Raw genomic sequence first — 24,165 nt, 5'->3', positions numbered from 1 at the left:
GGGCTTTTTTGTTGACGTCTGGTTCACTTTTTGGGCAACCAGCCTTCGATTTTGGCGATGATGTCTTTGTGATCCGGTTCGGTCATCGAGCTGTACGCGGTGACTGTTTTGCCATCGGGCGCAATCAGGTATTTGTAGAAATTCCATTTCGGGCTGGTGTCCGACGCCTTGATCAATTGCTGATAAAAGGGATTGGCACTTTTGCCGGTGACGCTGGTTTTTTCCATCATTGGAAATTCAACCATATAGGTAAGTTTGCAAAACTCGCCTATTTCGGCATTGGTTTCCAGCTCCTGTTTGAAATCATTGGACGGAAAACCAATCACCAGCAGGCCACGCCCTTTGTACTGATCGTACATTTTCTCCAGCTTGGCAAACTGCTTGGTAAAACCGCATTTGCTGGCGGTGTTGACCACCAGAATCGGTTTGCCCGCGTACTGGCATAAATCAAAAGGCTGGCCTTGCAAAGTTTTAAACTGATGCTGGAGTATCGGGCTGCAGGCAGCATTGGCCAATCCGCTCATGAATATACCTCCGATAAGTATTGCTAGCCGCATGGTGGAACTCCAGCAAAAGGTTGTTTCCCGGTTTGATTGGGAATAGTTGCAGTGGGACATCAATTGCTTAAAACAGTTCCTTGAACATGCTGCGCAATTGGGTGGCCACGCCATGATTTTCATTGCTGCCGATCACTGGTAAATCAGGGTGAGCCGCTTTGAGTTTCTCACTGGCATTGGCCATCACGAAAGCCTGACCGGCAACGCCGAGCATTTCAATATCGTTCTGTCCATCGCCAAAAGCGATGCAGTGCGCTTTATCTGAATCAAGCCGCGCCAGCACAGCTTGCAAGGCGTGGCCTTTGGACACGGTGGGCGCCATCACTTCCAGGCAATCATGGGCGGAAAAGGTGATATAAACCTGATCGCGGTACTGAGCCAGAATTTTGGCCTCGATCGCCGTCAGCGTGTTATGTTCGCCAATGTATAAAATCTTGGCCATGCCTTCGCCACTGTGATTTTTCAAATCGCAAACCTGATAGCCAAAGCCGGAGTCCTTGTAATACACCCCAATCAGTTCGGGGCATTCTCGCTCAACCAGCCAGCCTTCATCCACGTAGGCATTGAGCAGCGTTTCGCCAGAAAACTCAGGCTGCATCAGCGTGCGTGCCAGTGCCGGATCGATATTTTCCGCATAAATTTCCTGATCATCAGGCGCATGCACGCGCGCACCGTTGGAGGTAATCAGGTGAGCGGCAACCCCCAGCACACTGCGAATGCCTTTGACATCAAGAAAGTGGCGGCCGGTGGCGATGGTGATATTGATGCTATTGGCAGCCAGAATCTGGAATGTTTCGGCTGTGTAAGGGTCAACTTTGTGTTCAGAGTCGAGCAGGGTGCCATCAAGGTCGGTAACGATCATCGTGTGCATGTAATCAGGGCTCCAGCGTGGTGAGTGAGAATATTCTACGCCAGAGCTGACGAGCGGTGCCTGCGTAATAGTGCCAATGGGGTTATACCCTAGGTTCTGTTGACGTTTGCTCTGCCGATCACATTTGTGCTGATTCCTCGTTATGACAAGACGAAGATTAGTCTCGACTTTGTGGCTCAATCCAGAGCGTGATTGATCGAAAAGTCCGTAAGCACTTGATGGCTAGTTTGAAGGTAAGCTAGGCGCCCACAGGCTTTAATTTTGCGCCATGCGCGTGCGCGCTAGCGGTGGGTTTTTGGCGAAGTAGCGTTTAATACCTTTAAACAGCGCTTGCGCCATTTTCTGCTGATATTCTTCGTTGATCAGTTTCTGTTCTTCAGCCGGGTTGGAAATAAACGCGGTTTCCACCAGAACCGAGGGGATGTCTGGTGCTTTTAAAACCGCAAAGCTGGCTTGCTCGACATGCGGTTTGTGCAGACGGTTGATGCCGCCCAGCTCGCCCAGCATGGCCTTGCCCAATTTCAGGCTGTCGTTGATTGTGGCCGTAGTAGTCAAATCAAGCAGGGTTTTGCGCAAATCTTCGCCGCCTTTGACTTTCACGCCGCCAATCAGATCGGCATCATTTTGTGTTTGTGCCAGCCAGCGCGCTGCCGTACTGGATGCACCACCTTCGGAGAGGGCAAACACCGAGCTACCGTTGGCATCCGGGCGAACAAATGCATCGGCATGGATGGAGACAAATAAATCAGCCTGCACCGCACGCGCTTTGCGCACGCGCACGCCCAGAGGCACAAAGAAGTCGGCGTCACGCGTCATCACGACGCGGAAATTGGGCTCGCTTTGCAGCAGATCGCGCAAGCGTTTGGCAATCTGCAATACCACGGCTTTTTCATGCGTGCCGCTTGGCCCCACGGCGCCGGGGTCTTCGCCGCCGTGGCCCGGATCGAGCACCACTGTGATTAGCCGGTCGACCTTAAGTTTGTTGCGATCGACGCTTTCAACCGGTTTTTTGTCGGCCAGTTTGGCCGGCTCGCTGGCTTTGTTGCTACTGCTGGCCTGGCTGGCATTTTTGTCAGCCGGCAATGGCGGCGGCACGGCGTCCATTTTGAGCTGTGTATTGTCGTTCAGAAAAGCGAGCAATTCGTCATTTTGCACTGCAGGGTAAAGATCAATCACCAGACGGTTTTTATATTCGGCCACCGGTGGCAATGTAAAGACCTGCGGTTTGACGACGGTTTTCAGATCCAGCACCAGCCGCACCACGCCTGGCTTGTTGCGGCCTGCGCGCAGCAATTTGATATAAGGATCGTCTTCGCCAACTTTGCCGGCCAGACTTTGCAATTCGTTATTCAGGTCAACGCCTTCGAGATCAACCACCAGCCGCTCAGGGTCTTTGAGCAGAAACTGCTTGAAGGTGAGCGGGGCGCTCGATTCGATAGTGACACGGGTGTAGGCGTTGGCAGGCCAGACGCGAACCGCCACGACGCTGGCGCTGGCGGCCGCCAGGCCGACCGGTGCGACCGACAGCAATAGCGTGGCGGCAAGTCCACGCAGTACGTCGCGCCGCTCCAGCATGGGCTGGCCGGCGTGGTTTAGATTGCTTGTGATTTCAGGGTGTTCAGACATGCCAAACCTAATGGAGTGATTGCATTCAGTCGCAGGCGGCGACCTTCGTTCTCGGGGGCCAATTCAATCAGCCAGTCGGGCGCTGTCAATTGGCCTGCGGCTTTGTCGGCCCATTCGATCAAGCAAACCGATTCGCTATTGAAGTAGTCGCGAAACCCTGCGTCTTCCCATTCTTCAGGGTCATTAAACCGATATAAATCAAAGTGATAAAAGTATAAGCTAGAAACAGCATAAGGTTCAACCAGCGTATAGGTGGGGCTTTTGACCCGGCCTGTAAAGCCCAGACCGCGCAAAACGCCACGCGTGAGCGTGGTTTTGCCTGCGCCCAGATTGCCATCCAGAAATACTGTCATTCCCGGTGAAATCGCGTGCGCCAATTGCGCGCCAAAGGCAATGGTGGCGTCTTCGTCGCTTAGAAAAACTGAAAAAGCGTTATCATTGGCTTGCATTTACGCAATCATCCGCTGTTAAAAAGTTAAACTCATGAACCACACCGGTGCCCAATCCACCCCCGATTATCAGCAGCTGGCGCAGTCGATCAAAAGCTGGGCGCAAGAGCTTGGTTTTGCCCGCGCTGCCATCAGCGGCATTGATCTGAGTCACGCCGAAGCCGGTTTGAGCGCGTGGCTGGCCAAGGGGTTCCACGGCGAGATGGATTATATGGCAAGGCATGGGTTAAAACGCGCCCGTCCTGCGGAATTAGTACCGGGCACGGTGTCGGTAATCACTATTTTTATGCCGTATCTGGCTGCAGGGCAAGCGCCAGATGCTGTTCTGGCCGATACATCCAAGGCGTATATATCGCGCTACGCGCTGGGGCGAGATTATCACAAAGTTTTGCGCCAGCGTCTGCAGCAGCTGGCAGACAAAATCAGCGCTGTTGCTGGCGAGTACGGCCATCGGGTGTTTGTCGATTCCGCGCCGGTGCTGGAGGTAGAAATCGCCAAGCAGGCCGGGCTGGGCTGGCGCGGGAAACATTCTTTATTACTTAATCGCGAATTTGGCTCGTTCTATTTTCTGGGCGAGCTGTTTACCGATCTGCCACTGCCCGCTGATCCGCCGCTGCCCAAAGAGCACTGTGGTAAATGCACCGCCTGTATCGAGGCCTGCCCGACGCAAGCGATTGTGGCGCCGTATCAGGTCGATGCGCGCCGCTGTATTTCTTATCTGACGATTGAATTGAAAGGGGCGATTCCGGTCGAGTTTCGTGCCGCCATCGGCAATCGCGTGTATGGCTGCGACGATTGCCAGCTCGTTTGCCCGTGGAATCGCTTTGCCGCGCACAGCCCGGAGACCGATTTTGCGATTCGGCATGGTCTGGATGACGTGAGCTTGCTGGAATTATTCGCCTGGAGCGAGGCCGATTTTACGCAGAAAATGGCCGGCAGCCCGATTTACCGCATCGGCTACGCCAAATGGCTGAGCAATCTGGCGATCGGTTTGGGCAATGCCAACCCCAGCGCGGCGATTGCCAGCGCCTTGCTTGCCCGGCGTCATGATGCGAGCGAGCTGGTGCGCGAGCATGTGGAATGGGCTTTGAGCAATGCAGGGTATGTGGGGAATGAACAAACTTAATAGAAGCCGGTTTAGTGTGCATGGGTATTGCTCTGTAGCTCTCTTGTGGAAAGCTCTGTAGGGCAATACCCCTGTTTTTCGTGCTTGATCTATGCCGATGTATTACGCGATATCACCTTGCCTCCAATGGAAAGATGATTGAGCTTGGAGACGATTTCAGAGCAAAAAGCTTGCCCATGAATCTCGATACTGTGCCCATTTTCGATAATTGATGTGGCATACACATCACCACCGACGGACAGCTGGTAGTCGCAGTCTGAACCAATATTGATTTCACTGGCGTACAAATTACCTGAAATCACTGCGTTAAGCGCAAAATCGAATGTTTTGCAGCGGAGATCACCTTTGACCACGAGTAGGCCGACATCGAAATCCCAAGTGATTTCGTCAGCCACTTCCAGATTCCCGTCGATCACGACGCAAGGCGATACGCTGAGCGTATCTACACTCAGATTGCCTTGATAAAACTGAGCACCTTCTTCTTCAAAAGCATCTTCCTCTTCAAAAAAAGCTTCTTTTTGAATGAGGCCACCTTGTTGGTTGATCCATTCATTCATGGTCTCAAAATCAATATTTTTCATTTATTTCCCTTCGCTAAAGCTGGTTATTTATTTCAATATCTGTTCTTAATTCTTTCTTTGATTGAAAATAATATCGTAGTTGAAAGTGGGATGCATTATTAAAAAGCAGACGGTGGCCTCAGACCCACAGCGGCAAAGGCTTTCTGCCCGCTTTGCCTGCGTGTTCATCTCTAGGCCTTAACATTGAATTTCTGGATGAATGGGCAGGTGAATGTGGGCATTTAGCTCAAAGGTAAAATGTAGCGCTCTGACTTTTAAGGGGATTAAAAAATGTGGGAAGAAAAAGGCTTTCAAGAGCCTGCTCAATCCCGGAACAGCTTACTCTGCGTTACAGAAGGAGAGAGTGACTGCGACGGAGAGGGTGATGGCCGTGACATGGGCTTTGCCCAATGCAGGGTGTGTGAGGAGCGAGTAGGGCTGAGTTGCTAGGGGTATTGCTCTATAGGTCAATCCAGATAAAGGCTATAGAAAAATACCTATTAATGTTTGAGATTGAGCGCAATAATTGCTAGCTCACACCTCACACCTCACACCTCACACCTCACACCTCACACCTCACACCTCACACCTCACACCCGCTTACCGTGGCCGCTTGGTGGAAATGAGCTGGTCGATTGTCAGCAGTGCCTGGCTGATCTGGATGGGTTTGCCCAGATAGGCGCTAAAACCGCTGCGCAGGGCTTCGCTGATTTGCTCTGGCATGGTGTTGCCCGATAGCGCAATGCATGGTGTTGAACGGGTGCGCGAGTGCTGCTGCAATTGCTTGAATATCTCGGCGCCGGTGGCATCGGGTAATTGCTGATCGAGCAAAATCAGGTCGGGGTCGACATGCCGCGCCAGCGCAATGCCTTCCTCGCCGCTGCTGGCCAGAAACAGCTGATAAGTCGGTCTTTGCTTGGCCAGAATATTCTGCATCAGCTTTTGCGATAGCAAATCATCTTCAACATATAAAATAGTGCGGCTGTGCTCGTCAATGGTGAATGGTAGTAGCGCCGGGGCCTGATCCGGGGCCTGGCTCATCGGCAATTCGATCCAGAAGCAGCTGCCGACATCGGGCTCGCTGCTCAGGCCGATTTTGCCCTGCATCAGCTGAGCCAGTTTTTGCGTAAACGCCAGGCCTATGCCGGTACCTTCGATCTGGGTCTGTGCTTTGCCAACGCGGCTAAATGCGCTGAATAATTGCGCCTGATCGGCCGCCGAAATGCCCACGCCGCTATCGCGCACCCTGATTTGCCAATGTTCATGCTCGCCCTGTCCCACCGAGACCTGCACCGTGCCAGCCGGGCGATTGTATTTGATGGCGTTGGAAATTAGATTGAGCAACATCTGCCGCAAGCGGCGTACGTCAGCCAGCACATAGCAATCGGCCGGTATTGGGTCGATCGAGAGCGTAATGCCTTTGTCTCTGGCCAGTACTTGTGTGAGCTCGACCACCTCGTGAATGCAGCGCTCGACCGAGGTGCCTTCCAGCCTGAGTGCCAGCTTGCCCGCTTCGATACTGGCCAGATCAAGTACCTCGTTGATCAGCTCCAGCAAATGTTGCCCGGCTCGATGAATATACCCGCCCAGAACCTGGTGCTCGTTCTGCGTATCGGCTTCGATCACCTGAGCAAAGCCCAGAATAGCGTTCAGCGGCGTGCGCAGCTCGTGGCTCATATGCGCCAGAAAATCGGATTTGGCCTTGTTGGCCTGTTGTGCCTGATCGCGGGCGATGCGTAATTCAGCTTCAGTGGCTTTGAGCGCTGAAATATCGTGAAAACAGAACAGCCGACCAATCGGCCCATCGCGGTATTGCTGTGGGCCGCTATTGATTTCAAACGCGCGCCCGTCGCTCAGTTGAAAGGTTTGTTGTTCTTCTAGGTAGGGGTCGCGATAGAGCCGCTCTACCCAACGCTCAAAGCGCTGCTTTTCCAGCAGTAAATTTATCAACTGTGCTAGCAGGGCATGAAAACTGGTTTCGCCTTGTCGCTGCCAGGGGCAGATCTGCGTCAGTCGGTGGTTGAAATTGATGACATTGCCAGCCAGATCGGTCACCAGAATGCCGTCGATGGTCGATTCCAGCGTGGCGGCCAGCAGCGAGCTGGTGCGGGCGCTTTCTTCTTCCAGCCTTTTGCTGGCGCTAATATCGCAAGCCGAGATGACATACAGCGTTTCGCCGTCTTGTTCTACCACCCGGATGCTTTTGCTGACGTGCAAAAATTGCCCGTTCAAATGCAGGTATTCGCCCTCGACCTGCAAGATTTCCTGCGCGCCGGATTGGCGCACGTCTTCCCAGAAAAACACATCCTGCAGGCCGACTTCGATGGCCGAGATGGTCATCGTTAGCAATTGTTCGCGCTGATAGCCCAATAGTGTTTCGCAGGCCGGGTTGGCGGCAATAATCCGTTCATCGCTGGCTCTGACCACCAGAATGGCTGTGGAGCAGTAATCACTGAGCAGGGAGTGCTCTAGCATATTCAATTGGCCTCGCTGGGGCTGAAATAGTAGGTCATGCGCTTGCGCGGGTTCAGGTAGGCCAGCACGGGGCGTGGCAGCTGGCTGGCTTTGAGCGCCTTGCTGATATTGAGCTCCGGATAGCGTTCCAGATCCAGCACCATGGCTTCCTCGCGAACCAGCGCCGGATCATGCACCAGCACCTGCGGTTTTAGCGGGCGGGATGCGTTCACGGCAACAACCAGGCCAAAATGCTCATTGGAGAGCTGAACCAGCGTGCCGGGTGGATACACGCCCAAGCTACGGATCAGGATATTCATCGGCACTGGGGCAAATTTGGCTTTCTGGTGCGAAAACATCATCGACAGCCCTTCGTGCGGTGTCAGCGAATCGGCCGGATTGATCTTGTTGCAATAGTTGTCATAGGCGTTGACGATGGCCAGAATGCGCGCCAGCGGGTCAATATCGTCCAGCTTGAGCTGCCGTGGGTAGCCGCTGCCGTCGCATAATTCGTGGTGCTGGCCGATAATGCGCAGCACTTCCGGCGGCAGGCCAGCGCGCTTGGCGGCATCAACGCCCCATTGGCAATGCTGCTCGTACAGGCTGCGCTCTGCGCGGTTGAGAGCTTCGGTTTTCAGCAGGATTTTATCGGGGACTTCCACCTTGCCAATATCGTGCATCAGCGTGGCCATGCCCAGGTGTTCGATTTGCGCCCGCTCAAGCTTCATTTCACGCGCCAGCAGCATGGCCAGCACGGTGGTATTGAGCGAGTGGAAATACAAATCATCGCCCATGGATTTTTCATTCATCAGGTGAATGGCGATGTCATTATTGCTGAGCAGCGAATCGAGCATGGTGCCCAGCAGTTGCTCGGCGGCGGCGATGGTTTCGCGCGGGTTGCTGTGGATTTCCTTGTTGAGCTTGCGCACGGTATTGGCCGCCTGGCTAAAGGCCTTGGTGCATTCGGCCAGTTGCGCCTTGCGCCGCTCCTGCTCGGCCTGGCGCAGTCGTTTGACCGCCAGCTCAGCGACAATCGCCGGATCAGGTGGCGCCGGTTCGGCTGCTTCGCTGCACTGCACTGGTTCGGCATCGACAATCGTGGCAGGCTGGCAATCGCTTTTTTCGGGCACATAGCGGATTTGCTTGAGCCCCATTTTTTTTAGCGTATTAATCTGCTCGTCAGATTTAAGCTTGAAACTGCCAAACGGGAAGGGGTGATCCATCCAGTGCAAATCCAGATGGATGAATAATCCGATTTGCAATTGATCCGGGGTGATAAACAATGCGGAGTCTTCTTGAGTCATTACGCAATCTGGAACGGATGAAATCGGCTTTTAGTATGACGCATTTTCTCTCCTTTGCTGTGAATAAATATTGCATAAATAGTGAACACCATGTCGCCATTAATGATCTATCCGCTGGGTGAAACAGCGCTGGTTTTACAGGCCGGAGCCGGTGAGCAAGCCCGGCTGATTGCCATTGCCCGCCAGCAGGCGCAGGGCGTTGCAGAGCGCGGCTATCAGCTGATTCTGGGCGTGGGTAATCTGACTGTGAGATTTAATCCGCTGCAGCAATCGGCCGATGAGGTATTGGCGTGGTTACAACAGCAGTGGGAGCACAGCGCACAGACGCGGGACGATGTTGCATCAACGCAGCACCAGATTGGCGTGTGCTACGGCGGCGAAGCCGGGCCCGATCTGGCCGACGTGGCCGCGCACTGTGCCATGTCGGTATCGCAATTGATCGAGGCGCACAGCAGCGCGGTGTACGAAGTGCTGTGCATCGGTTTTCTGCCCGGCTTTCCCTATCTGGCCGGATTGCCCGCCAACCTGGCCACGCCCCGGCGCGCCGAGCCTCGCGTGCGTGTCCCTGCTGGATCAGTCGGCATTGGTGGCGCGCAAACTGGCATTTATCCATGCGAAAGCCCTGGTGGCTGGCAACTGATCGGCCGCACCGGGCTGGCTTTGTTTGATTGCCGCGCCAATCCGCCTTGCCGCTTGCAGGCGGGTGACAGAGTGCGCTTTGTGCCGCAGGAGCGGGTATGACGAAGATGAAATCAGCGCCGCCCTTGATTTTGCGGGTTGAAAAAGCTGGCCTGCAAAGCACGGTACAAGATCTGGGGCGGCCGCAAGGCGCCAGCTGGGGCTTGCCCGTCGGTGGCGCTGCAGATGCTTTAGCGCTGCAAGTGGCCAATCTGCTGCTGGGAAATCCACACGATGCGGCTGCATTGGAAATCACGCTGGGTGGCTTTCGTGCCCAGTTTGCGCACACCAGCTCGTTTGCACTCTCTGGTGCTGATTGCGAGGCCCGGCTCGATGGCCGACGCCTGTTGCCCAATGCGGTGTATCGCGGCGTAAAAGGGCAGGTGCTCAGTCTGGGCTCGCCGCAGCAGGGCGCACGCAGCTATCTGTCTTTGCCGGGCGGGATTGATGTCCCTGAGCTATGGGGAAGCCGCTCCACCTTGCTGGCGGCTGCTTTGGGCGGTTTGGCCGGGCGTGCCTTGCAAAAAGGTGATCAGCTTTGTGCCGGGTGGCGTGATCAATCCCGGCCTGCCATTGCCATCGCCATGCCCGAGCGCGGCAATCTGCTGCGCTTTATCGCCGGGCCGCAATGGGCGCAGTTGGGCAGCGAAGGGCAAAAAAGATTGACCCAGCAAAGCTGGAAAATTGATATACAGAGTAACCGTATGGCTCTGAAGCTCAATGGTGGATTGCTTCAGATGGAAATACCCATCGAAATGGCCTCGCACGCCGTGCTGGCCGGTACCGTGCAATTGCCGCATGGCGGCCAGCCGATGATCCTGCTAAGCGACGCCCAGGTGACGGGCGGCTATCCAGTGATTGCACAAATTATCCAGGCTGATTTATGGCGACTGGGCCAGCTACGCGCGGGCGATGCCGTTTATTTGCAGCAAATCGATCAGCCCGCCGCGCTGGCCGCACTGGCGCAGCAACAAGCCTGGCTGCAGCGCATCGAGGCGATGATTGCCCGGCAAAGTCGCTAGCGCAGTGCGGGTCAGCAGATTGCGCCGCCGCGCCTGACGTGGTGTACTGTCTCGCGCAACCGCCGTCACCCTCTATTTGCTGCTGATCCGCTTATGAAAACTCATCTCGATTTAAACGCCGACCTAGGCGAGGGCTACCCCTTTGATGCGCAGCTGATGCCGCTGATCAGCTCGGCCAATATTGCCTGTGGCGGCCACGCGGGCGATGTGGATAGCATCCGCGCCACTGTGCGGCTGGCGCATCGCTATGGCGTGCGCATCGGCGCGCACCCCAGCTACCCGGATCGCGAGGGTTTTGGCCGCAAAAGCATGACGCTCACCCCCAGCCAGCTGGTGTTCAGCCTCACCGCGCAATTGTGGGCGATCAAAGCGGTGAGCATCGAAGAGGGCATCTCGGTCGCCTACGTCAAGCCACACGGCGCACTGTACAACGACGCCGCGCGAGATCCGGTGCTGGCGCAGCAAATCGCCCAGCTGATCCGCGAAATCGACCCCGATCTGGCCTTGATGGGGCTGGCTGGCAGCGAGCTAGTCAAAGCCGGGCGCAATGCCGGGCTGCAAGTGATCGAAGAAGGCTTTGCCGATCGCGCCTATCTGAGCGACGGCAGCCTAATGCCGCGCGATCAGCCAGGCGCCGTGCTTAAGCAGATCGACGACGTGGTGGTGCAAGCTCTGGCGCTCAGCCAGCGGGTTGACTCGCTCTGCCTGCACGGCGACAACCCCGCCGCCATCGCCCAAGCGCAAGCCATCCGCACCGCACTGCAAAATGCTGGCATTCGCATCAGCGCCTTTGAAGATCCGCGCGACGCGATTGTCGGCGATCCGGCTTTGGATGAAGTAATCCCTGATGATGATTGATGGGGTATTGTCAGTTAAGCTAATAACTATAAAGATTGTGGCTCAATACCCTCGTTACTAGATTCTAGCCAGCCAGCCCAGCAAGGCGGCGCTTAGCTGTGGCTGGGTGCGGTCGCACATCATGGCGTGGCCGGCTTCGGCCAGCATGATCGGGGTGACGCCCCAGGCTTGCGCGGTGATTTGCACATCGCTAAACGGAATGATGCTGTCGTCCCCTGCGCCCAATACCAGTACAGGAAATTTGGGGAAACGGGGCAGGTTTTTCCACCACTGCGGCATCCATAGCTCGGACAGCGCGGTCATTGATTCGAGCTGTGCGTGCTGGGCGAAATCATCAACCATGCTCATCGGCGTGTTTTTGGCGAACAGCAGGTGCTGCAGCAGCGCTGATTCGGGTTTGCTGGTGTGGCCAAGCGCAAAGCTTTGTAGCCCCATCAGCAAATTGGGGTGTAGCGCCGACATATAGCTGAGCGAGCCCGATAAGCCATACGGCGGAATGCTGGCGATTAGCGCCAGGCCTGCCACGATTTGCCGCTCGGCGATTTGTTGCGCCAGATAGCCGCCCAAGGAATGCCCGATCACAATGCACGGCTGGCCGATCTGGCCGAGCGCTTGCTCAACGTCAGCCAGATAATCGTTCAGCGTGGCGCTGGCGAGCATGAGCGCGCCTTCGCTCTTGCCGTGGCCGCGCAGGCTGAGCGCGTAGCTTTCCCAGCCGGCTGCGGCCAGATCCTGCTGCACTTGCTGCCAGCACCACGCGCCGGCAAATGCGCCGTGCAGTAATAATATAGGGGGGCGGTTGCCGGGCTGTACTGCGGGGACGTGTTGCAACTCAAGTTGCAGGGGCATGGCGGTTTTCCAGTTATTTCGGGTGTTTGGGGCTGATGGGCTCAAGCCCATCGGTGGCGCGCAGCGCGCGCGACAGGCGCTGACCCAGACTCATCAGATCAATACTGTGCTGATCGGCGCGCTGGCGGCAATAGTGCTGCAAGGTTTTTTGTGCGGGCAGGCGCGAGTCATTAAAGCCATACACAATCCGGTTGGCGCAGCCGTCGGCACCAATGGCCAGCGCCGCATCGTCGAAAATGCTGCGGATGCGCTGGTAATAGCTCTCGAAACGCTTATCACTGCCCCACAGATTAACGACCAGTATGCCTTGCGGGCTAAGCCGGGTGCGGCACAGATCAAAAAACGCATTGCTGGCGATATTGTCGGGCATGCCTTGCGGGCCGTAGGCGTCGATCATCAGCACATCAAAAGCTTGGGTGCTGGTTTTAAGCCAATCGGCGCCATCGGCGCAATGCACGCGCAGGCGCGGGCTATCAAATGGAATCTGGAAATGATGGCCCAGATCGATCACGCGCTGGTCAATCTCGGCCACGCTGATCTGGCTGTCTGGCAAATAGTGGTGGCAATACTTGGCCAGTGATCCGCCACCCATGCCTATCATGCCAATCTGCTGGGTATATTCCTGTGTCAGAACACTACCAAGCATTGCACGCGTATACCCCAGGATTAAATCATTGGGCTTGGCGCGCTTCATCCGGCTTTGCACCGTGGCCAGATCAAACATCAGCGAGACTTCGTCGCCCTCATCGTAGACAAAGGGCTTGCCCGATTCGGTTTCGCGCAGCAGCGCGGCAAAGCTGTCGCTAAAGAAATTGGTGGAGCTTGAAGTCACAAAAACCCTAGTTTGATCAAAGTGTAATCAGTGAGGAGGTCTAAACTGAGCTGATTGCAGACTCGCAAAAAGCCGGACTTATGATCGCAGCTATTGAAGCGAAGCGGGCAGGATTATTTAGCCGTCAGCACATCTTACCCAATTTAATTGCCGGCGTGGTGGTGGGCGTGGTGGCGCTGCCCTTGGCGATGGCGTTTGCGATTGCCAGCGGCGCCAAGCCCGAGCAGGGGATTTATACCGCGCTGATCGCGGGTATTGTGGTGGGTTTGTGCGGCGGTAGCCGATTGCAAATCGCCGGGCCCACCGGCGCGTTTATTGTCATTTTGGCGGCGATTACCGCGCAGCACGGGATTGTCGGGCTGGAAATCGCCACGATGATGGCTGGGGTGATTTTGCTGCTGATGGGGCTCGCCAAGCTCGGCGGCGTGATCAAGTTTATCCCCGCGCCGGTGATCGTCGGCTTTACCGCTGGCATTGGCGTGATTATCTGGACTGGCCAATGGCCGGCATTTTTCGGTATTCCTAGCCCGAGTGCGACGCATTTTCACGAAAAACTGTGGTTAATGCTGCATAGCCTGCCGAGTTTGCATCTGGCCACCACGGCGCTGGCGGCCTTGGGGCTCAGTCTGCTGTTGATCACGCCCAAAGTACCGTACCTAAATAAACTGCCCGGCCCCTTGGTGGCGATGCTGGTGGTGACGCTGATTCAATATTTTGGCCAATTTGCGGGAGTGGCGACCATTGGCTCGGCCTTTGGCGGTATTCCGCAAGGCTTGCCCAGCTTTGCCTGGCCCGACATTACGATGGCGCGGGTGATTGAGCTAATTGGCCCGGCGTTCACGATTGCGATGCTCGGCGCGATTGAATCGCTCTTGTCTGCGGTAGTGGCCGATGGCATGGCGGGCACGCGGCACGACTCGAATCAGGAGCTGATCGGGCAGGGCTTGGCCAATATGGTCATTCCGCTGTTTGGCGGCTTTGCGGCCACCGGGGCGATTGCCCGCACCGCCACCAATATCCGCAACGGCGGCACCAGCCCGCTGGCCTCGGTGGTGCACTCGCTGGTGCTGTTGCTGATTTTATTGTTTCTGGCGCCGCTGGCGGCAAGCATTCCGCTGGCGGTATTGGCGGCGATTTTGTTTGTTGTGGCGTGGAATATGAGCGAGCTGAAGCATTTCTGGCACATGGCCACGCACGCGCCGCGCGCCGATGTGGCCGTGTTGCTGATTACCATTGTGCTGACGGTGTTTGCCGATTTGGTCGTAGCGGTGAATATTGGCGTGATTCTGGCGACGATGCATTTCCTGCGCCGCATGTCGATGTCGGTCGAGGTCGGGCCGCAAGATGAAAAAGAGCTGGCAATGGATCTGCTCAGCCAAGGCATGGTTGAATTACCGAAAGGTGTGCTGGTGTATGTGATTGAAGGGCCATTTTTCTTTGGCGCAGTCGAAAACTTCCAGCGCGTACTCCACGACACACACACCGACCCGAAAGTGCTGATTATCCGCCTGCATCGCGTACCGTTTATGGATATGACCGGTCTGCAGACCTTGGATGAAGTGATTGCTAGTCTGCAAAAGCGTGGTGTAGTGGTGATGCTGTGTGAAGCCAATAGTGCTGTGCAGGCAAAACTTACTCGCTCTGGCGTGGTGAAAACGCTGAAAACCGAAAATCTGCAGCTCACTTTTGCCGCTGCAATCAGCCGCGCCGATGCGCTGTGTCAACAATGATTGAAACAAAGGCCTTATTTTTAATTGACCCGTCACTTTGTCGCCACCGCGCCCTATCAGCGGCGCGGTGTGCAAGGTAGAATCGCGCTTTTCTGCTAAGCCGATTGCGCGTATGTCTTCTTCCGCTTCCCATATTTCTCAAACGTCTTTGCCTTCGCACCCGATTGGGGTTTTTGATTCGGGCGTTGGTGGTTTGACTGTCGTTCGCGCTTTGATGGATAGATTGCCGTTTGAAAACATCATTTATTTTGGCGATACCGCGCGCGTGCCGTATGGCGTGAAGTCGGTGGCGACGATTGAGCATTACACGCAGCAAATTGCCGATTTTTTGCAGCAACAAGACGTCAAAATGCTGATTATTGCCTGCAATACGATGGCGGCGGTGGCGGCCGATAAGGTGCGCGCCAGTGCCAAAGTGCCGGTGCTTGATGTCATCGAGGCGGGCGCGAAAAATGCCGTGGCGCATACCAAAACGGGCGGCATCGGCGTAATTGGCACGCCAACGACGGTTAATTCGAATGCCTACGCGCGCGCAATCCATCAGCTCAACCCGGCGACACGCGTCTACTCACAGGCCTGTCCGCTGTTTGTGCCGCTGGTAGAGGAAGGCTGGCTCGATCACGCGGTAACGCGCTTAACTGCGCAGGAATACCTCAAACCGGTGTTTGTTGAGTTAATTGATACGCTGGTGCTGGGCTGCACGCATTACCCGCTGATCAAACCATTGCTACTCGATGTGTGCGGTAACCGCATGCAGCTGGTTGACTCGGCCTTGTCGATTGCCGATCAAACGGCCGAAATCTTGCAAAGCAGCGGTCTGGCCAATCCGGCGCACACCATGCCCGAATATCGCTTTGTGGTGACCGATTTGCCGGTGAAATTTCAGACCATTGGCGAGCGCTTTCTGGGGCGCAGCCTAGGTAAAATTGAACTGACCCAGTTATAAACTGCAGGCAGTGCCAAAAATACCAAAGCCCGATTAAAAAATCGGGCTGGCGTACAATAAAGCTTAAGCGACGTAGCGTCTGGCTTGCTGGCGGTCAAATAAAATGCATTCAACAGCTTCGCGCATTGAGTGCGCCTTGAACACCGAAAATGCGCTGGGCTGGCGGGCAATCAGTTCGCGCAGGCCGATTTCCAGTGCTTCCAGTTCGCGGTCTGGTAATTCATTCAGCCAGTCATACGGGGTCGAGCCAAAGTTGGGTTTGTGCATGATCTGTTCCTTTTTAAACCGGGCCGACTTGCAGCCACACTGATGCCAAATTAAGCCAGCGATTGTCTGTTGTGAAGCTGTTGCCGATAACTGGTTTCTTTGTAAGTATTTGTTTGGTATTAGAAAAATACCTCTGATCGGATAAAGGTAGACAGTATGCTATACGGCATCACAGTGATATTTATTGCGCTTTTTGCTGGTGAGGCCGTCAACCGCTTATTGCTTGGCGCGATTCCGGGGCCAGTAATTGGTATGCTGTTGCTGACTTTATTTGCCTTTTTCAGGCGCGGGTTTGATCGACGAGTGGTGGATTTCTCCAGCGCTCTGCTGCGTTATCTGGCTTTGCTGTTTATTCCGGTTGGCGTTGGTCTGATGACGCTGAGTGCCCAGATCAGCCACCAGGGCTGGGCGCTATTGCTCACGCTGCTGATTTCAACCGTGATCACCATGAGCGTCACGGCGCTGGTCTTGCAATATCTGCTCAGGCGCAAGCGCGATGCTGCACCTTACCAGGACGAGCTGCCATGAGCAGCTGGCCGCAGATCTGGCAGCAATTGAGCGCGATTCCGGCGATCTGGCTGGCGCTCACCTTTGCCGTCTTTGCCGTTTGCGATGCGCTGCACCGCTGGGCCAGCCCTTATCCGGTGCCGCAAGCCATTTTGCACCCGGTTCTAACCAGTGTGGTGCTGCTGATTGCCGTGCTGTTCATCACCGGTGTGCCGTATGCCTATTATTTTGCCGGGGTGTATCCCATCCATTTATTGTTGGGGCCGGCTACCGTGGCGCTGGCGATTCCGCTGTATGCCAATCTGCAGCGCATCCGCGAGCTGATCTGGCCCTTGCTGATTGCCTTGTTGATCGGCTCGCTGGTGGGGATGCTGTCGGCTTTGCTAGTGGGTCAGCTGTTGGGCTTGTCGGTGCAAAGCCTGATTTCGGTCGCGCCGAAATCGGTTACCACGCCGATTGCCATGGCGCTGGCCCAGCATGCTGGCGGCAATGTATCGCTGGCTGCCGGCCTTGTAATTCTCACTGGCATTTGCGGTGCGGTACTGGCCGCGCCCTTGTTTCGCTTGTTGCGTATTGATAGCGAAATTGCGCAGGGCTTTGCGCTGGGGATTGCTGCGCACGGTGTGGGAACTTCTCGCGCCTTGCAGATGTCCGAGACCACAGGTGCATTCGCCGGTTTGGCGATGGGCCTGAATGGCGTGTTAACATCGCTGATCCTATCGCTGGTGCTCAGCGCCTGGTTTTATATTTTCTAATCTCGAAATTCACTGTGGATTGCTGCGCAAGCCAATGACAATGCTGCGATTTTTCTTTTTATGCGTGATGGCTATGGTGCTGCCGGTGAATACCGTGCTGGCGCAGATGCCTGCACACGCCAAAATCGCCGCGGTTCAGTCTGCCTCTTTTCAAGCGGTTCAGGCGGAGCACGCCCAGCATCACGCAGACAATATTCCGGCGGCCAGCGCTTCGCATCACGCTGCGCCAGTCAAAGAGCTGACCGAGCAGCATCTGCATCACGGCTTGTTTGGCAAAGTCAGTGCGCATACGCACGAGCCAGCCCCACAAGCCGATTGCATCAAAGCCTGTCAGGCGATACCCGGCTCCATGCTGATCAATGCACTGTTTGTTTCCCCATTGCCACTCAATGCTGTACTCGTTGGCATGCCCGTGGCTGCTCTTGCAGGCATCACGGTTCCCCCGCTGGAAGACCCGCCCAAAATACGCGCCTGAGTGGCGCGTGATCGATTTTTCTCCTGATTCCAACACCGTGTCCGGCACTTGATCCGGTGGCATTGCGCATCGGCAGGCTGTGCCTGCTGCGTACTGCCAAATTGATGCTGGTGATCTGTCATAAGTAGTAAAGCAAAAGTTTCCACGCTGAGTGACTTCGCCTTGCAGTACGGTTTGTACTGATCTTCGGCGTTGCGTCTGGCGTGATCGCTTTGGTCGAATGACTTATTGCTCGCCGGTGGTAGACGGAGTTTTCAATCGGCTATTGCGCCTCAAATCCAAAATCAGCAGACCTGCGGGTCTGATTTTCTGGAAATGAAAATAGGTGCATTTTTATGCAATCAATGCGATTTCGCACATGCGTGGCATGTTGCGTATTTATTGCGCTGCCCGTTCAGGCGGGCAGTATCAGGGAGGCGTTTGAGCTGGCCAGCGCCAGCGACGCACTCATTCTCGCAGCGCAACAGGGCAAGACGGATAATACGCTGCGCAACGCCAGGGCACTGACGCCCGAGCCGCCCTCGCTGACCATTTCGGCCGCCAACTCACTGGATCAGCAACTGTTGCCCAAACAGGGCGCGCGCGAATATGAAGTCGAGCTGGGCATTCCATTGTGGCAGTGGGGGCAAAAAGAACGGCTGCAGGCGCAATTGCAGCATGCCGGTGATGCAGAGCAGAGCCAGCTGTTGCTGGCACGCTGGGAATTGGCAGGCGCGGTGCGCGAAGCCGTCTGGGCTGCGCGCATTGCACAGCACGAGCAGGCATTGGCGCAGCAGAAAGTCATTCTCTTGCAAAAAACCGTTGATGACTTGGCACGTCAGCTCAAAGCCGGCGAAGTCGCTCCGCTGGATCATAATCTGGCCAATCAGGCTCTGCTTGAAGCGCAGCTGCAACTGGCTGAGCGCACACAGCAGGCAGGCGCCAGCGTGCAGCACTTTCAGGCTTTGGTTGGCGAGCAAACGCCCTTGCCCGACAGGGCAGAAACCTTAGTCGCTGACAAGGCAGAAACCTTCACTCCCAATGCCGAGGTAAGCCGCGTTGGGCATCCGCAGCGGCTGCTATGGCAGGCGCAGGCGCGCTTGGCGCAATCGCAGCTGGCGCAGGCACAATTTGATACGCGCGATACGCCGGAGCTGGCGTTCAGCCTGACGCGCGAGCGCGGCGATGTGGCTGAGGCGTATCAAAATCGGGGCCGGATTTCCCTGCGTATTCCCTTTGGCAGCGATGGTCGTACGCAGGCGCGAATCAGCAGCGCCAATCTTGAGCTAATTACTGCGCAAACTGGCGCACAGCGCGCTGAGCGGCAAATTGGCGCGCAGCAGCAAGCGGCCACTCAGGCGCTTGAGCTGGCGAAGCAAAACGTGGAGTTCCAGCGAAAAAACCTGCAATTTGCCAATCAGGCCTGGAACTGGCAGCAGCGCAGCTATCGCGCTGGGCAAACCAGTTTGAGCGCGTACCTGATGGCTCAAACGGCATTTCTCGAACGCAGTTTTGCCGCCCAGCGGGCCGAGCTTGAACTCGGACTTGCCCACTCTCGCTATTTACAAACACTAGGGGTATTGCCATGAAGCGTATTTCTGTATTGATCTGTGGCCTGATACTCAGTGCTGTATCTTGGGCACACGGTGATGAAGACCACGGCGCAGCGCCGCATCCTGAACCTGTCCTTCAAGCCGGTGCGAGTGCGGAAAGCGCCAGCAGTGATTTTGAAGTGCTGGCCACGATGCAAGGCGAGCAGCTCACGATTTATCTCAACCGCTATGCCGACAATCGCCCAGTGAGCGAGGCGCAATTGGAAGTGGAAAGCGGCGCGTTCAAAGCCAAGCTCAAACCGATCGCCTCAGGCGTGTATCAAGTCAGTGCCGCGCCATTGGCCAAAGTCGGCGAACATGCGCTGGCGATTACCGTGGTCGCTGGCGAGCAAGCCGATTTACTCGACGCCAGCTTAAGCGTTGCTTCAGACGTGGCCACCGCAACCGTTGTAACTGAGCAGAAAAATTGGATTTGGGGCGCAGGCGCGGCAGCGCTGTTGCTACTGGCAGGCGTGTACGTGCGCCGTCGTGGGGGTAATCAAGCATGAAATTAAATCGCATTATTTTAAGTTTAAGTCTGGCTCTGGCGATGGTGAGCAGCTTTGCGCACGAAGGCGAAGACCACAGCCAAGACGCACCGAAAGCCGCTGTCGCCCCCAGCCTGAATAAACCACAACGCTTACCCGATGGCCGGGTGTATGTGCCTAAAGCCACGCAGTTTCAATTGGGCGTGATCACGCAATTGGCCAAAACCACCGCCGCAGCCAAAACCATAGAACTCAACGGCCATGTGGTGATGGACCCGAACCGCAGCGCCCGCGTGCAAGCCAGTAGCGCCGGGCGCATCAGCGCGCCGAGCGCAGGTTTGCCGCTATTGGGTAGCAAAGTGAAAAAAGGCCAGGTTTTGGCGGTGATTCAACCGGCGCAAAGCGCGTTTGAACTCGCGCAACAGCGCGCCGATTTGGCCGAGGCGCAAGCCAATTTAAAGCAAGCCGAGCAAAGCCTAAATCGTCTGCGCGATTTGGAAGGCTCGGTGGCGCGCAAAGACATTGAAGCTGCACAAGCGCAAGTAAGCGCCTTGCGCGCTCGTACCGGCGCGCTGTCGCAAGCCAGCAGCGGTGAAGTATTACGCGCCAGCGTCGATGGCGTGTTGGCCTCAAGCAATGTGGTGAACGGTCAGGTGATTGACCCAGCGACGGTGCTGTTTGAAATCGTTGATCCCAAAGGCTTTTTAATCGAAGCCACCGCCTTTGATCCGGCCTTGATTAGTCAGATCGACAGCGCTGCTTTCAATGGCGTGAAGCTGAAATATTTAGGCGGCGCGAGCGCCTTGCGCGACGGCGCTTTGCCCTTGCTATTTGCCCCGAGTGAGGCGATGCCATTGGCTTTAGGCCAAGTGGTTAAAGTGGCGGTCGGCACGCGTGAGCAAGTGAAAGGCGGTGTTTTACCCGCCAGTGCGGTGGTGAAAAACGCCAGCAATCAAAGCGTGGTGTGGATTTTGGAGCAAGCGCAAGTATTGCGCGCGCAGCCAGTGCAGCCTATGCCGCTCGATGGCAAAACGGTGCTGGTGCCGTCGCTGAAAGAGGGCGCGCGCGTGGTGGTTGAGGGCGCAAACCTGATTAATCAGATTCGTTAAGGGGGCTGCGATGTTTAGTTGGATCGTCAATGCCAGTTTAAAAAACCGGCTGTTCGTCCTCGCCATCGCGGTGATTATGATGGTGTATGGCGGCTATACCGCCAGCAAAATGCCGGTCGATGTGTTTCCGGACCTGAACAAACCCACGGTCACGATCATGACCGAGGCGGGCGGGATGGCACCGGAAGAAGTCGAGCAATTGATCAGCTTTCCGCTCGAAACTTCGCTCAACGGCATGCCGGGCGTGACGCGCGTGCGCTCGGTGTCAGGCGTTGGGTTGTCGATTGTGTACGCCGAATTTGCTTGGGGCTCGGATATTTATCGCAATCGGCAATTGGTTGCCGAGCGGCTCGCCGAAGTGAAAGAGCAATTGCCGGCCGACATTAGCCCGAAAATGGGCCCGATTTCGTCGGTGATGGGCGAAATTATGTTGATCGCGTTTCCGATTGTGAACAACTCAGCGAATCCCCAACAGGGTATGGCGGTGCGCGAATACGTCGATTTCGTGCTGCGCCCTCGTCTATTGTCGATTCCCGGCGTGGCGCAGGTGATTCCGATTGGTGGCGAAGTACGGCAATTTCGCGTTGAGCCCGATTCGGCGCGGATGGCGCAATTAACCGTTGGGTATGAGGATATTGAGAATGCGCTCAATGGCTTTGCAAGCAATACCAGCGGTGGGTATTTAGAGCAAAACGCGCGCGAATATCTGATCCGCAATATGGGCCGCACCACGCGGCTGGCCGATATGCAAAATCTGGCGGTGAAAGTCGTCAACGGTCAGCCAGTGCTGCTCAAGCAAGTGGCGGAAGTGAAATTCGCACCGGCGTTCAAACGCGGCGACGCTGGCTTTAACGGCCAAGCGGCGGTGATTATTGGCGTGCAAAAACAGCCAACAGCCGACTCGGTCAAAGTGACGCGCGAAGTCGAAAACGCGCTCGCCAGCTTGAGCAAAGCGCTGCCTGCCGGCGTGAGCCAGCCGCAAGTCTCGTTCCGCCAAGCCGATTTTATTGAAGCCTCGGTCAATAACGTCGAGGAAGCTTTGCGCGACGGCGCGATTATGGTCGCGGTGATTTTGTTCCTGTTCTTGATGAACACGCGCACGACGATTATTTCGCTGACCGCGATTCCGCTGTCTTTGGGGCTGACGTTTTTGATTTTCCAAGCGCTTGGGCTTTCGGTCAATGTGATGACCTTGGGCGGTTTGGCGATTGCGATTGGCGAGTTGGTTGACGACGCGCTGGTGGACGTTGAAAACGTGCTGCGCCGGCTTAAAGAGAAAAAACCGCAAGGCAAAATCGAGGCGATCAAAATCATCGCCAGCGCGTGTAATGAAGTGCGCTCGGGCGTGGTGGTCGCGACGATGGTCGTCGTGCTGGTCTTCGTGCCGCTGTTTGCCTTGCCCGGCATGGAAGGGCGTTTGTTTGTGCCGCTGGGCGTGGCCTACATCACGTCGATTTTGGCCAGCTTGCTGGTCGCGCTGACCGTGACGCCAGTGATGTGCTACTTCTTACTGCCAAAAATGAAGCAAATCGAGCACGGCGATTCCAAGTTGGTGCAATGGCTGAAACGCCACGATCAACGCTTGCTGGAAGGCACCTTCGATCGCGCCAAATCGCTACTGGCGGCGAGCACGTTGTTGCTACTGGTGGCAATGGCGAGCATGCCATTTTTGCCGCGCGCTTTTTTGCCCGCGTTTAACGAAGGCACGTTGCTGGTGAGCATGCTATTGAACCCCGGCACCTCGTTGGCGGAATCGAATCGCATTGGTCAATTGGCCGAGACTTTGGTGCAGCAAGTGCCGGAAGTCGAAAGCGTTGGTCGTCGTACCGGCCGCGCCGAGCTTGACGAGCACGCTGAAGGCGTTCACACCAGCGAGCTTGATATCGACCTAAAACCATCCGATCGCCCGCGCGAACAAGTGCTGGCCGATATTCGCCAAAGTCTGGCTGGATTGCCAGCAACGGTGATGTTGGGCCAACCAATTTCGCACCGACTCGATCACCTATTGTCCGGCGTGCGCGCGCAAATCGCCTTGAAGATTTACGGCGATGATCTTGATACCTTGCGTGCGCAAGCGGCGGGCCTGCAGCAGAAATTAGCTGGCGTGCCAGGGTTGACCGATTTGCAAATCGAGAAGCAGGTCTTGATCCCGCAACTGAAGGTGCAAATCGATTATGACCGCGCCGCGCAGTTGGGCGTTGCGCCCGGCACTTTGCTCAGCACGCTGGAGGCGCTGAGCGAGGGCGATACGGTGGCGCAAGTTGTCGACCAAAATAAACGCTTTAACTTGGTGATACGCCTGCCCGATGCGGCGCGCGATGCCGCCGGTTTGGCCAATATTTTGATCGACACGCCGCACGGCAAAGTGCCGCTGTCGCAAGTGGCGACGATTGAAGAGGGCGACGGCCCCAATCAAATCGGCCGCGAAAATGGCCGCCGCCGCATTGTGATTTCGGCCAATACCGATGGCAGCGATATGGCGCAGGTGATCGCCAAAATGCGCACGGTGATAGCCGAAAACCAGATGCCAGAAGGCTATTTCGTTAGCCTTGAGGGGCAATTTCAAGCGCAGGAAGACGCCACGCGTTTGATCGCCTTGCTGTCGGTCGTGTCCTTGGCGCTGATTTTTATGGTGCTGTACACGCGTTATCAATCGGGCGTACTCGCAACGATGATTATGGCCAATATCCCGATGGCGCTGATCGGCAGTATCGCGGCGATGTGGCTGGCGGGTATTACGCTGTCGGTCGCCTCGATGGTCGGCTTTATTACGCTAACCGGTATCGCGACACGCAACGGCATTTTGAAGGTCAGCCACTACATCAATTTGTGCAAGTTTGAGGGCGAAACGTTCAGCAAGGCGATGATTGTGCGCGGCTCACTCGAGCGCCTAACGCCGGTATTGATGACCGCCTTAACTGCCGCCTTGGCGCTAACGCCCTTGCTATTTGCTGCAGATGCGCCGGGTAAAGAGATTTTGCACCCGGTGGCGGTAGTGATTTTTGGCGGGCTGATTAGCTCGACCTTGCTCGATACGCTGCTGACGCCGCTGATGTTCTGGCTGTACGGCGAAAAACCGTTGCAGCGCTTACTGACGCAAGATGCAGACACCGTTTTTTAACCCAATCCTG

At 55.9% G+C, this 24,165-nt stretch carries 23 protein-coding genes; 13 read left to right on the top strand and 10 right to left on the bottom strand.

From position 1 onward, the window contains the following. Positions 1-23: 23 nt before the first annotated feature. The 4 genes from FLS37_RS00200 to tsaE all read right to left on the bottom strand — a co-directional run bounded on the left by FLS37_RS00200 (position 24) and on the right by tsaE (position 3,503). Positions 24-524 (bottom strand): glutathione peroxidase, encoded by a 501-nt coding sequence (locus FLS37_RS00200; protein WP_232522451.1) that lies wholly within the window; start codon positions 522-524, stop codon positions 24-26. A gap of 100 nt (positions 525-624) precedes the next feature. After that, positions 625-1,428 carry a Cof-type HAD-IIB family hydrolase gene (locus FLS37_RS00195; protein WP_157313915.1) on the bottom strand — a complete coding sequence of 268 codons (804 nt, stop codon included), beginning with the start codon at positions 1,426-1,428 and terminating at the stop codon, positions 625-627. Between the two features lie 255 nt (positions 1,429-1,683). Then, positions 1,684-3,054, bottom strand: a complete 1,371-nt coding sequence (locus FLS37_RS00190; protein WP_304487295.1) for an N-acetylmuramoyl-L-alanine amidase — start codon at positions 3,052-3,054, stop codon at positions 1,684-1,686. Beyond that, entirely contained in the window at positions 3,021-3,503 is a 483-nt protein-coding gene (tsaE, locus tag FLS37_RS00185; RefSeq protein WP_157313914.1) for a tRNA (adenosine(37)-N6)-threonylcarbamoyltransferase complex ATPase subunit type 1 TsaE, read from the bottom strand. Before tsaE ends, FLS37_RS00190 begins: the two co-directional genes overlap by 34 nt. A 34-nt stretch (positions 3,504-3,537) precedes the next feature. Here tsaE and queG point away from each other — a divergent pair, with 34 nt between their 5' ends. Beyond that, positions 3,538-4,629 (top strand): tRNA epoxyqueuosine(34) reductase QueG, encoded by a 1,092-nt coding sequence (gene queG, locus FLS37_RS00180; RefSeq protein ID WP_157313913.1) that lies wholly within the window; start codon positions 3,538-3,540, stop codon positions 4,627-4,629. Between the two features lie 89 nt (positions 4,630-4,718). On the opposite strand, the gene FLS37_RS00175 is transcribed toward queG, so the two are convergent. The 3 genes from FLS37_RS00175 to FLS37_RS00165 all read right to left on the bottom strand — a co-directional run bounded on the left by FLS37_RS00175 (position 4,719) and on the right by FLS37_RS00165 (position 8,947). After that, the gene (locus FLS37_RS00175) at positions 4,719-5,210 is read right to left on the bottom strand and encodes a hypothetical protein (RefSeq protein WP_157313912.1); all 492 of its coding nucleotides are present in this window, start codon (positions 5,208-5,210) and stop codon (positions 4,719-4,721) included. A gap of 579 nt (positions 5,211-5,789) precedes the next feature. Continuing rightward, on the bottom strand, positions 5,790-7,664 hold the full coding sequence (locus FLS37_RS00170; RefSeq protein ID WP_157313911.1) for a PAS domain-containing hybrid sensor histidine kinase/response regulator: 1,875 nt from the start codon (positions 7,662-7,664) through the stop codon (positions 5,790-5,792). A gap of 2 nt (positions 7,665-7,666) precedes the next feature. Beyond that, the gene (locus FLS37_RS00165; protein WP_157313910.1) at positions 7,667-8,947 is read right to left on the bottom strand and encodes an HD-GYP domain-containing protein; all 1,281 of its coding nucleotides are present in this window, start codon (positions 8,945-8,947) and stop codon (positions 7,667-7,669) included. A gap of 90 nt (positions 8,948-9,037) precedes the next feature. On the opposite strand from FLS37_RS00165, the gene pxpB reads away from it, so the two are divergent. The 3 genes from pxpB (at position 9,038) to pxpA (ending at position 11,505) form a co-directional block, all read left to right on the top strand. Further along, positions 9,038-9,688 (top strand): 5-oxoprolinase subunit PxpB, encoded by a 651-nt coding sequence (gene pxpB / locus FLS37_RS00160; protein ID WP_157313909.1) that lies wholly within the window; start codon positions 9,038-9,040, stop codon positions 9,686-9,688. Beyond that, positions 9,685-10,647, top strand: a complete 963-nt coding sequence (locus FLS37_RS00155) for a biotin-dependent carboxyltransferase family protein (protein WP_157313908.1) — start codon at positions 9,685-9,687, stop codon at positions 10,645-10,647. The genes pxpB and FLS37_RS00155 overlap by 4 nt, the downstream gene beginning before the upstream one ends. A gap of 93 nt (positions 10,648-10,740) precedes the next feature. Next, the gene (pxpA, locus tag FLS37_RS00150) at positions 10,741-11,505 is read left to right on the top strand and encodes a 5-oxoprolinase subunit PxpA (protein WP_157313907.1); all 765 of its coding nucleotides are present in this window, start codon (positions 10,741-10,743) and stop codon (positions 11,503-11,505) included. 57 nt (positions 11,506-11,562) lie between these two features. On the opposite strand, the gene FLS37_RS00145 is transcribed toward pxpA, so the two are convergent. Together FLS37_RS00145 and FLS37_RS00140 are read right to left on the bottom strand one after the other, a co-directional pair. Next, positions 11,563-12,354 (bottom strand): alpha/beta hydrolase, encoded by a 792-nt coding sequence (locus FLS37_RS00145; RefSeq protein ID WP_157313906.1) that lies wholly within the window; start codon positions 12,352-12,354, stop codon positions 11,563-11,565. A 13-nt stretch (positions 12,355-12,367) separates the two neighbouring features. Further along, the gene (locus FLS37_RS00140) at positions 12,368-13,186 is read right to left on the bottom strand and encodes a fused MFS/spermidine synthase (protein ID WP_157313905.1); all 819 of its coding nucleotides are present in this window, start codon (positions 13,184-13,186) and stop codon (positions 12,368-12,370) included. Between the two features lie 80 nt (positions 13,187-13,266). Between FLS37_RS00140 and FLS37_RS00135 the strand changes: the two genes are divergently transcribed. After that, a complete protein-coding gene (locus tag FLS37_RS00135; RefSeq protein WP_157313904.1) occupies positions 13,267-14,916 on the top strand; it encodes a SulP family inorganic anion transporter in 1,650 nt (549 codons plus the stop codon). Positions 14,917-15,028: 112 nt separating this feature from the next. Next, the gene (murI, locus tag FLS37_RS00130) at positions 15,029-15,862 is read left to right on the top strand and encodes a glutamate racemase (RefSeq protein ID WP_157313903.1); all 834 of its coding nucleotides are present in this window, start codon (positions 15,029-15,031) and stop codon (positions 15,860-15,862) included. 63 nt (positions 15,863-15,925) lie between these two features. Here the strand turns inward: murI and FLS37_RS00125 are convergent, their stop codons facing one another. Beyond that, entirely contained in the window at positions 15,926-16,129 is a 204-nt protein-coding gene (locus FLS37_RS00125; protein ID WP_157313902.1) for a hypothetical protein, read from the bottom strand. 156 nt (positions 16,130-16,285) lie between these two features. Here FLS37_RS00125 and FLS37_RS00120 point away from each other — a divergent pair, with 156 nt between their 5' ends. The 7 genes from FLS37_RS00120 to FLS37_RS00090 all read left to right on the top strand — a co-directional run bounded on the left by FLS37_RS00120 (position 16,286) and on the right by FLS37_RS00090 (position 24,155). Further along, on the top strand, positions 16,286-16,657 hold the full coding sequence (locus tag FLS37_RS00120) for a CidA/LrgA family protein (RefSeq protein ID WP_157313901.1): 372 nt from the start codon (positions 16,286-16,288) through the stop codon (positions 16,655-16,657). Next, entirely contained in the window at positions 16,654-17,391 is a 738-nt protein-coding gene (locus FLS37_RS00115) for an LrgB family protein (protein WP_157313900.1), read from the top strand. Before FLS37_RS00120 ends, FLS37_RS00115 begins: the two co-directional genes overlap by 4 nt. Positions 17,392-17,431: 40 nt before the next feature. After that, positions 17,432-17,866: a hypothetical protein gene (locus FLS37_RS00110; RefSeq protein WP_157313899.1), complete on the top strand. Its 435-nt coding sequence runs from the start codon at positions 17,432-17,434 to the stop codon at positions 17,864-17,866. Positions 17,867-18,201: 335 nt separating this feature from the next. Then, a complete protein-coding gene (locus tag FLS37_RS00105; RefSeq protein ID WP_157313898.1) occupies positions 18,202-19,434 on the top strand; it encodes a TolC family protein in 1,233 nt (410 codons plus the stop codon). Then, positions 19,431-19,946, top strand: a complete 516-nt coding sequence (locus FLS37_RS00100) for a hypothetical protein (RefSeq protein ID WP_157313897.1) — start codon at positions 19,431-19,433, stop codon at positions 19,944-19,946. The genes FLS37_RS00105 and FLS37_RS00100 overlap by 4 nt, the downstream gene beginning before the upstream one ends. Next, complete coding sequence (locus FLS37_RS00095; protein WP_157313896.1) at positions 19,943-21,034, top strand: efflux RND transporter periplasmic adaptor subunit; 1,092 nt, start codon at positions 19,943-19,945, stop codon at positions 21,032-21,034. Before FLS37_RS00100 ends, FLS37_RS00095 begins: the two co-directional genes overlap by 4 nt. A gap of 10 nt (positions 21,035-21,044) precedes the next feature. Then, positions 21,045-24,155, top strand: coding sequence for an efflux RND transporter permease subunit (locus tag FLS37_RS00090; RefSeq protein ID WP_157313895.1), 3,111 nt, complete (start codon positions 21,045-21,047; stop codon positions 24,153-24,155). The last annotated feature ends 10 nt before the right edge of the window (positions 24,156-24,165 follow it).

Source organism: Chitinibacter sp. GC72, from assembly GCF_009760905.1.
Classification (GTDB): Bacteria; Pseudomonadota; Gammaproteobacteria; order Burkholderiales; family Chitinibacteraceae; genus Chitinibacter.
Note: the sequence above shows the minus strand (reverse complement) of the source record. Positions and strands in the feature narration are given on the sequence as shown.

Excerpts from the sequence above, each read along its gene's own strand:
- FLS37_RS00135 (WP_157313904.1), top strand. The coding sequence starts at position 13,267 with ATGATCGCAGCTATTGAAGCGAAGCGGGCAGGATTATTTAGCCGTCAG.
- pxpA (WP_157313907.1), top strand. The coding sequence starts at position 10,741 with ATGAAAACTCATCTCGATTTAAACGCCGACCTAGGCGAGGGCTACCCC.
- FLS37_RS00165 (WP_157313910.1), bottom strand. The coding sequence starts at position 8,947 with ATGACTCAAGAAGACTCCGCATTGTTTATCACCCCGGATCAATTGCAA.
- FLS37_RS00190 (WP_304487295.1), bottom strand. The coding sequence starts at position 3,054 with ATGTCTGAACACCCTGAAATCACAAGCAATCTAAACCACGCCGGCCAG.
- FLS37_RS00170 (WP_157313911.1), bottom strand. The coding sequence starts at position 7,664 with ATGCTAGAGCACTCCCTGCTCAGTGATTACTGCTCCACAGCCATTCTG.
- FLS37_RS00110 (WP_157313899.1), top strand. The coding sequence starts at position 17,432 with ATGCTGCGATTTTTCTTTTTATGCGTGATGGCTATGGTGCTGCCGGTG.
- FLS37_RS00155 (WP_157313908.1), top strand. The coding sequence starts at position 9,685 with ATGACGAAGATGAAATCAGCGCCGCCCTTGATTTTGCGGGTTGAAAAA.
- FLS37_RS00200 (WP_232522451.1), bottom strand. The coding sequence starts at position 524 with ATGAGCGGATTGGCCAATGCTGCCTGCAGCCCGATACTCCAGCATCAG.
- FLS37_RS00120 (WP_157313901.1), top strand. The coding sequence starts at position 16,286 with ATGCTATACGGCATCACAGTGATATTTATTGCGCTTTTTGCTGGTGAG.
- FLS37_RS00195 (WP_157313915.1), bottom strand. The coding sequence starts at position 1,428 with ATGCACACGATGATCGTTACCGACCTTGATGGCACCCTGCTCGACTCT.
- FLS37_RS00145 (WP_157313906.1), bottom strand. The coding sequence starts at position 12,354 with ATGCCCCTGCAACTTGAGTTGCAACACGTCCCCGCAGTACAGCCCGGC.
- FLS37_RS00125 (WP_157313902.1), bottom strand. The coding sequence starts at position 16,129 with ATGCACAAACCCAACTTTGGCTCGACCCCGTATGACTGGCTGAATGAA.
- FLS37_RS00090 (WP_157313895.1), top strand. The coding sequence starts at position 21,045 with ATGTTTAGTTGGATCGTCAATGCCAGTTTAAAAAACCGGCTGTTCGTC.
- murI (WP_157313903.1), top strand. The coding sequence starts at position 15,029 with ATGTCTTCTTCCGCTTCCCATATTTCTCAAACGTCTTTGCCTTCGCAC.
- tsaE (WP_157313914.1), bottom strand. The coding sequence starts at position 3,503 with ATGCAAGCCAATGATAACGCTTTTTCAGTTTTTCTAAGCGACGAAGAC.
- FLS37_RS00095 (WP_157313896.1), top strand. The coding sequence starts at position 19,943 with ATGAAATTAAATCGCATTATTTTAAGTTTAAGTCTGGCTCTGGCGATG.
- FLS37_RS00115 (WP_157313900.1), top strand. The coding sequence starts at position 16,654 with ATGAGCAGCTGGCCGCAGATCTGGCAGCAATTGAGCGCGATTCCGGCG.
- FLS37_RS00105 (WP_157313898.1), top strand. The coding sequence starts at position 18,202 with ATGCAATCAATGCGATTTCGCACATGCGTGGCATGTTGCGTATTTATT.
- pxpB (WP_157313909.1), top strand. The coding sequence starts at position 9,038 with ATGTCGCCATTAATGATCTATCCGCTGGGTGAAACAGCGCTGGTTTTA.
- queG (WP_157313913.1), top strand. The coding sequence starts at position 3,538 with ATGAACCACACCGGTGCCCAATCCACCCCCGATTATCAGCAGCTGGCG.
- FLS37_RS00100 (WP_157313897.1), top strand. The coding sequence starts at position 19,431 with ATGAAGCGTATTTCTGTATTGATCTGTGGCCTGATACTCAGTGCTGTA.
- FLS37_RS00175 (WP_157313912.1), bottom strand. The coding sequence starts at position 5,210 with ATGAAAAATATTGATTTTGAGACCATGAATGAATGGATCAACCAACAA.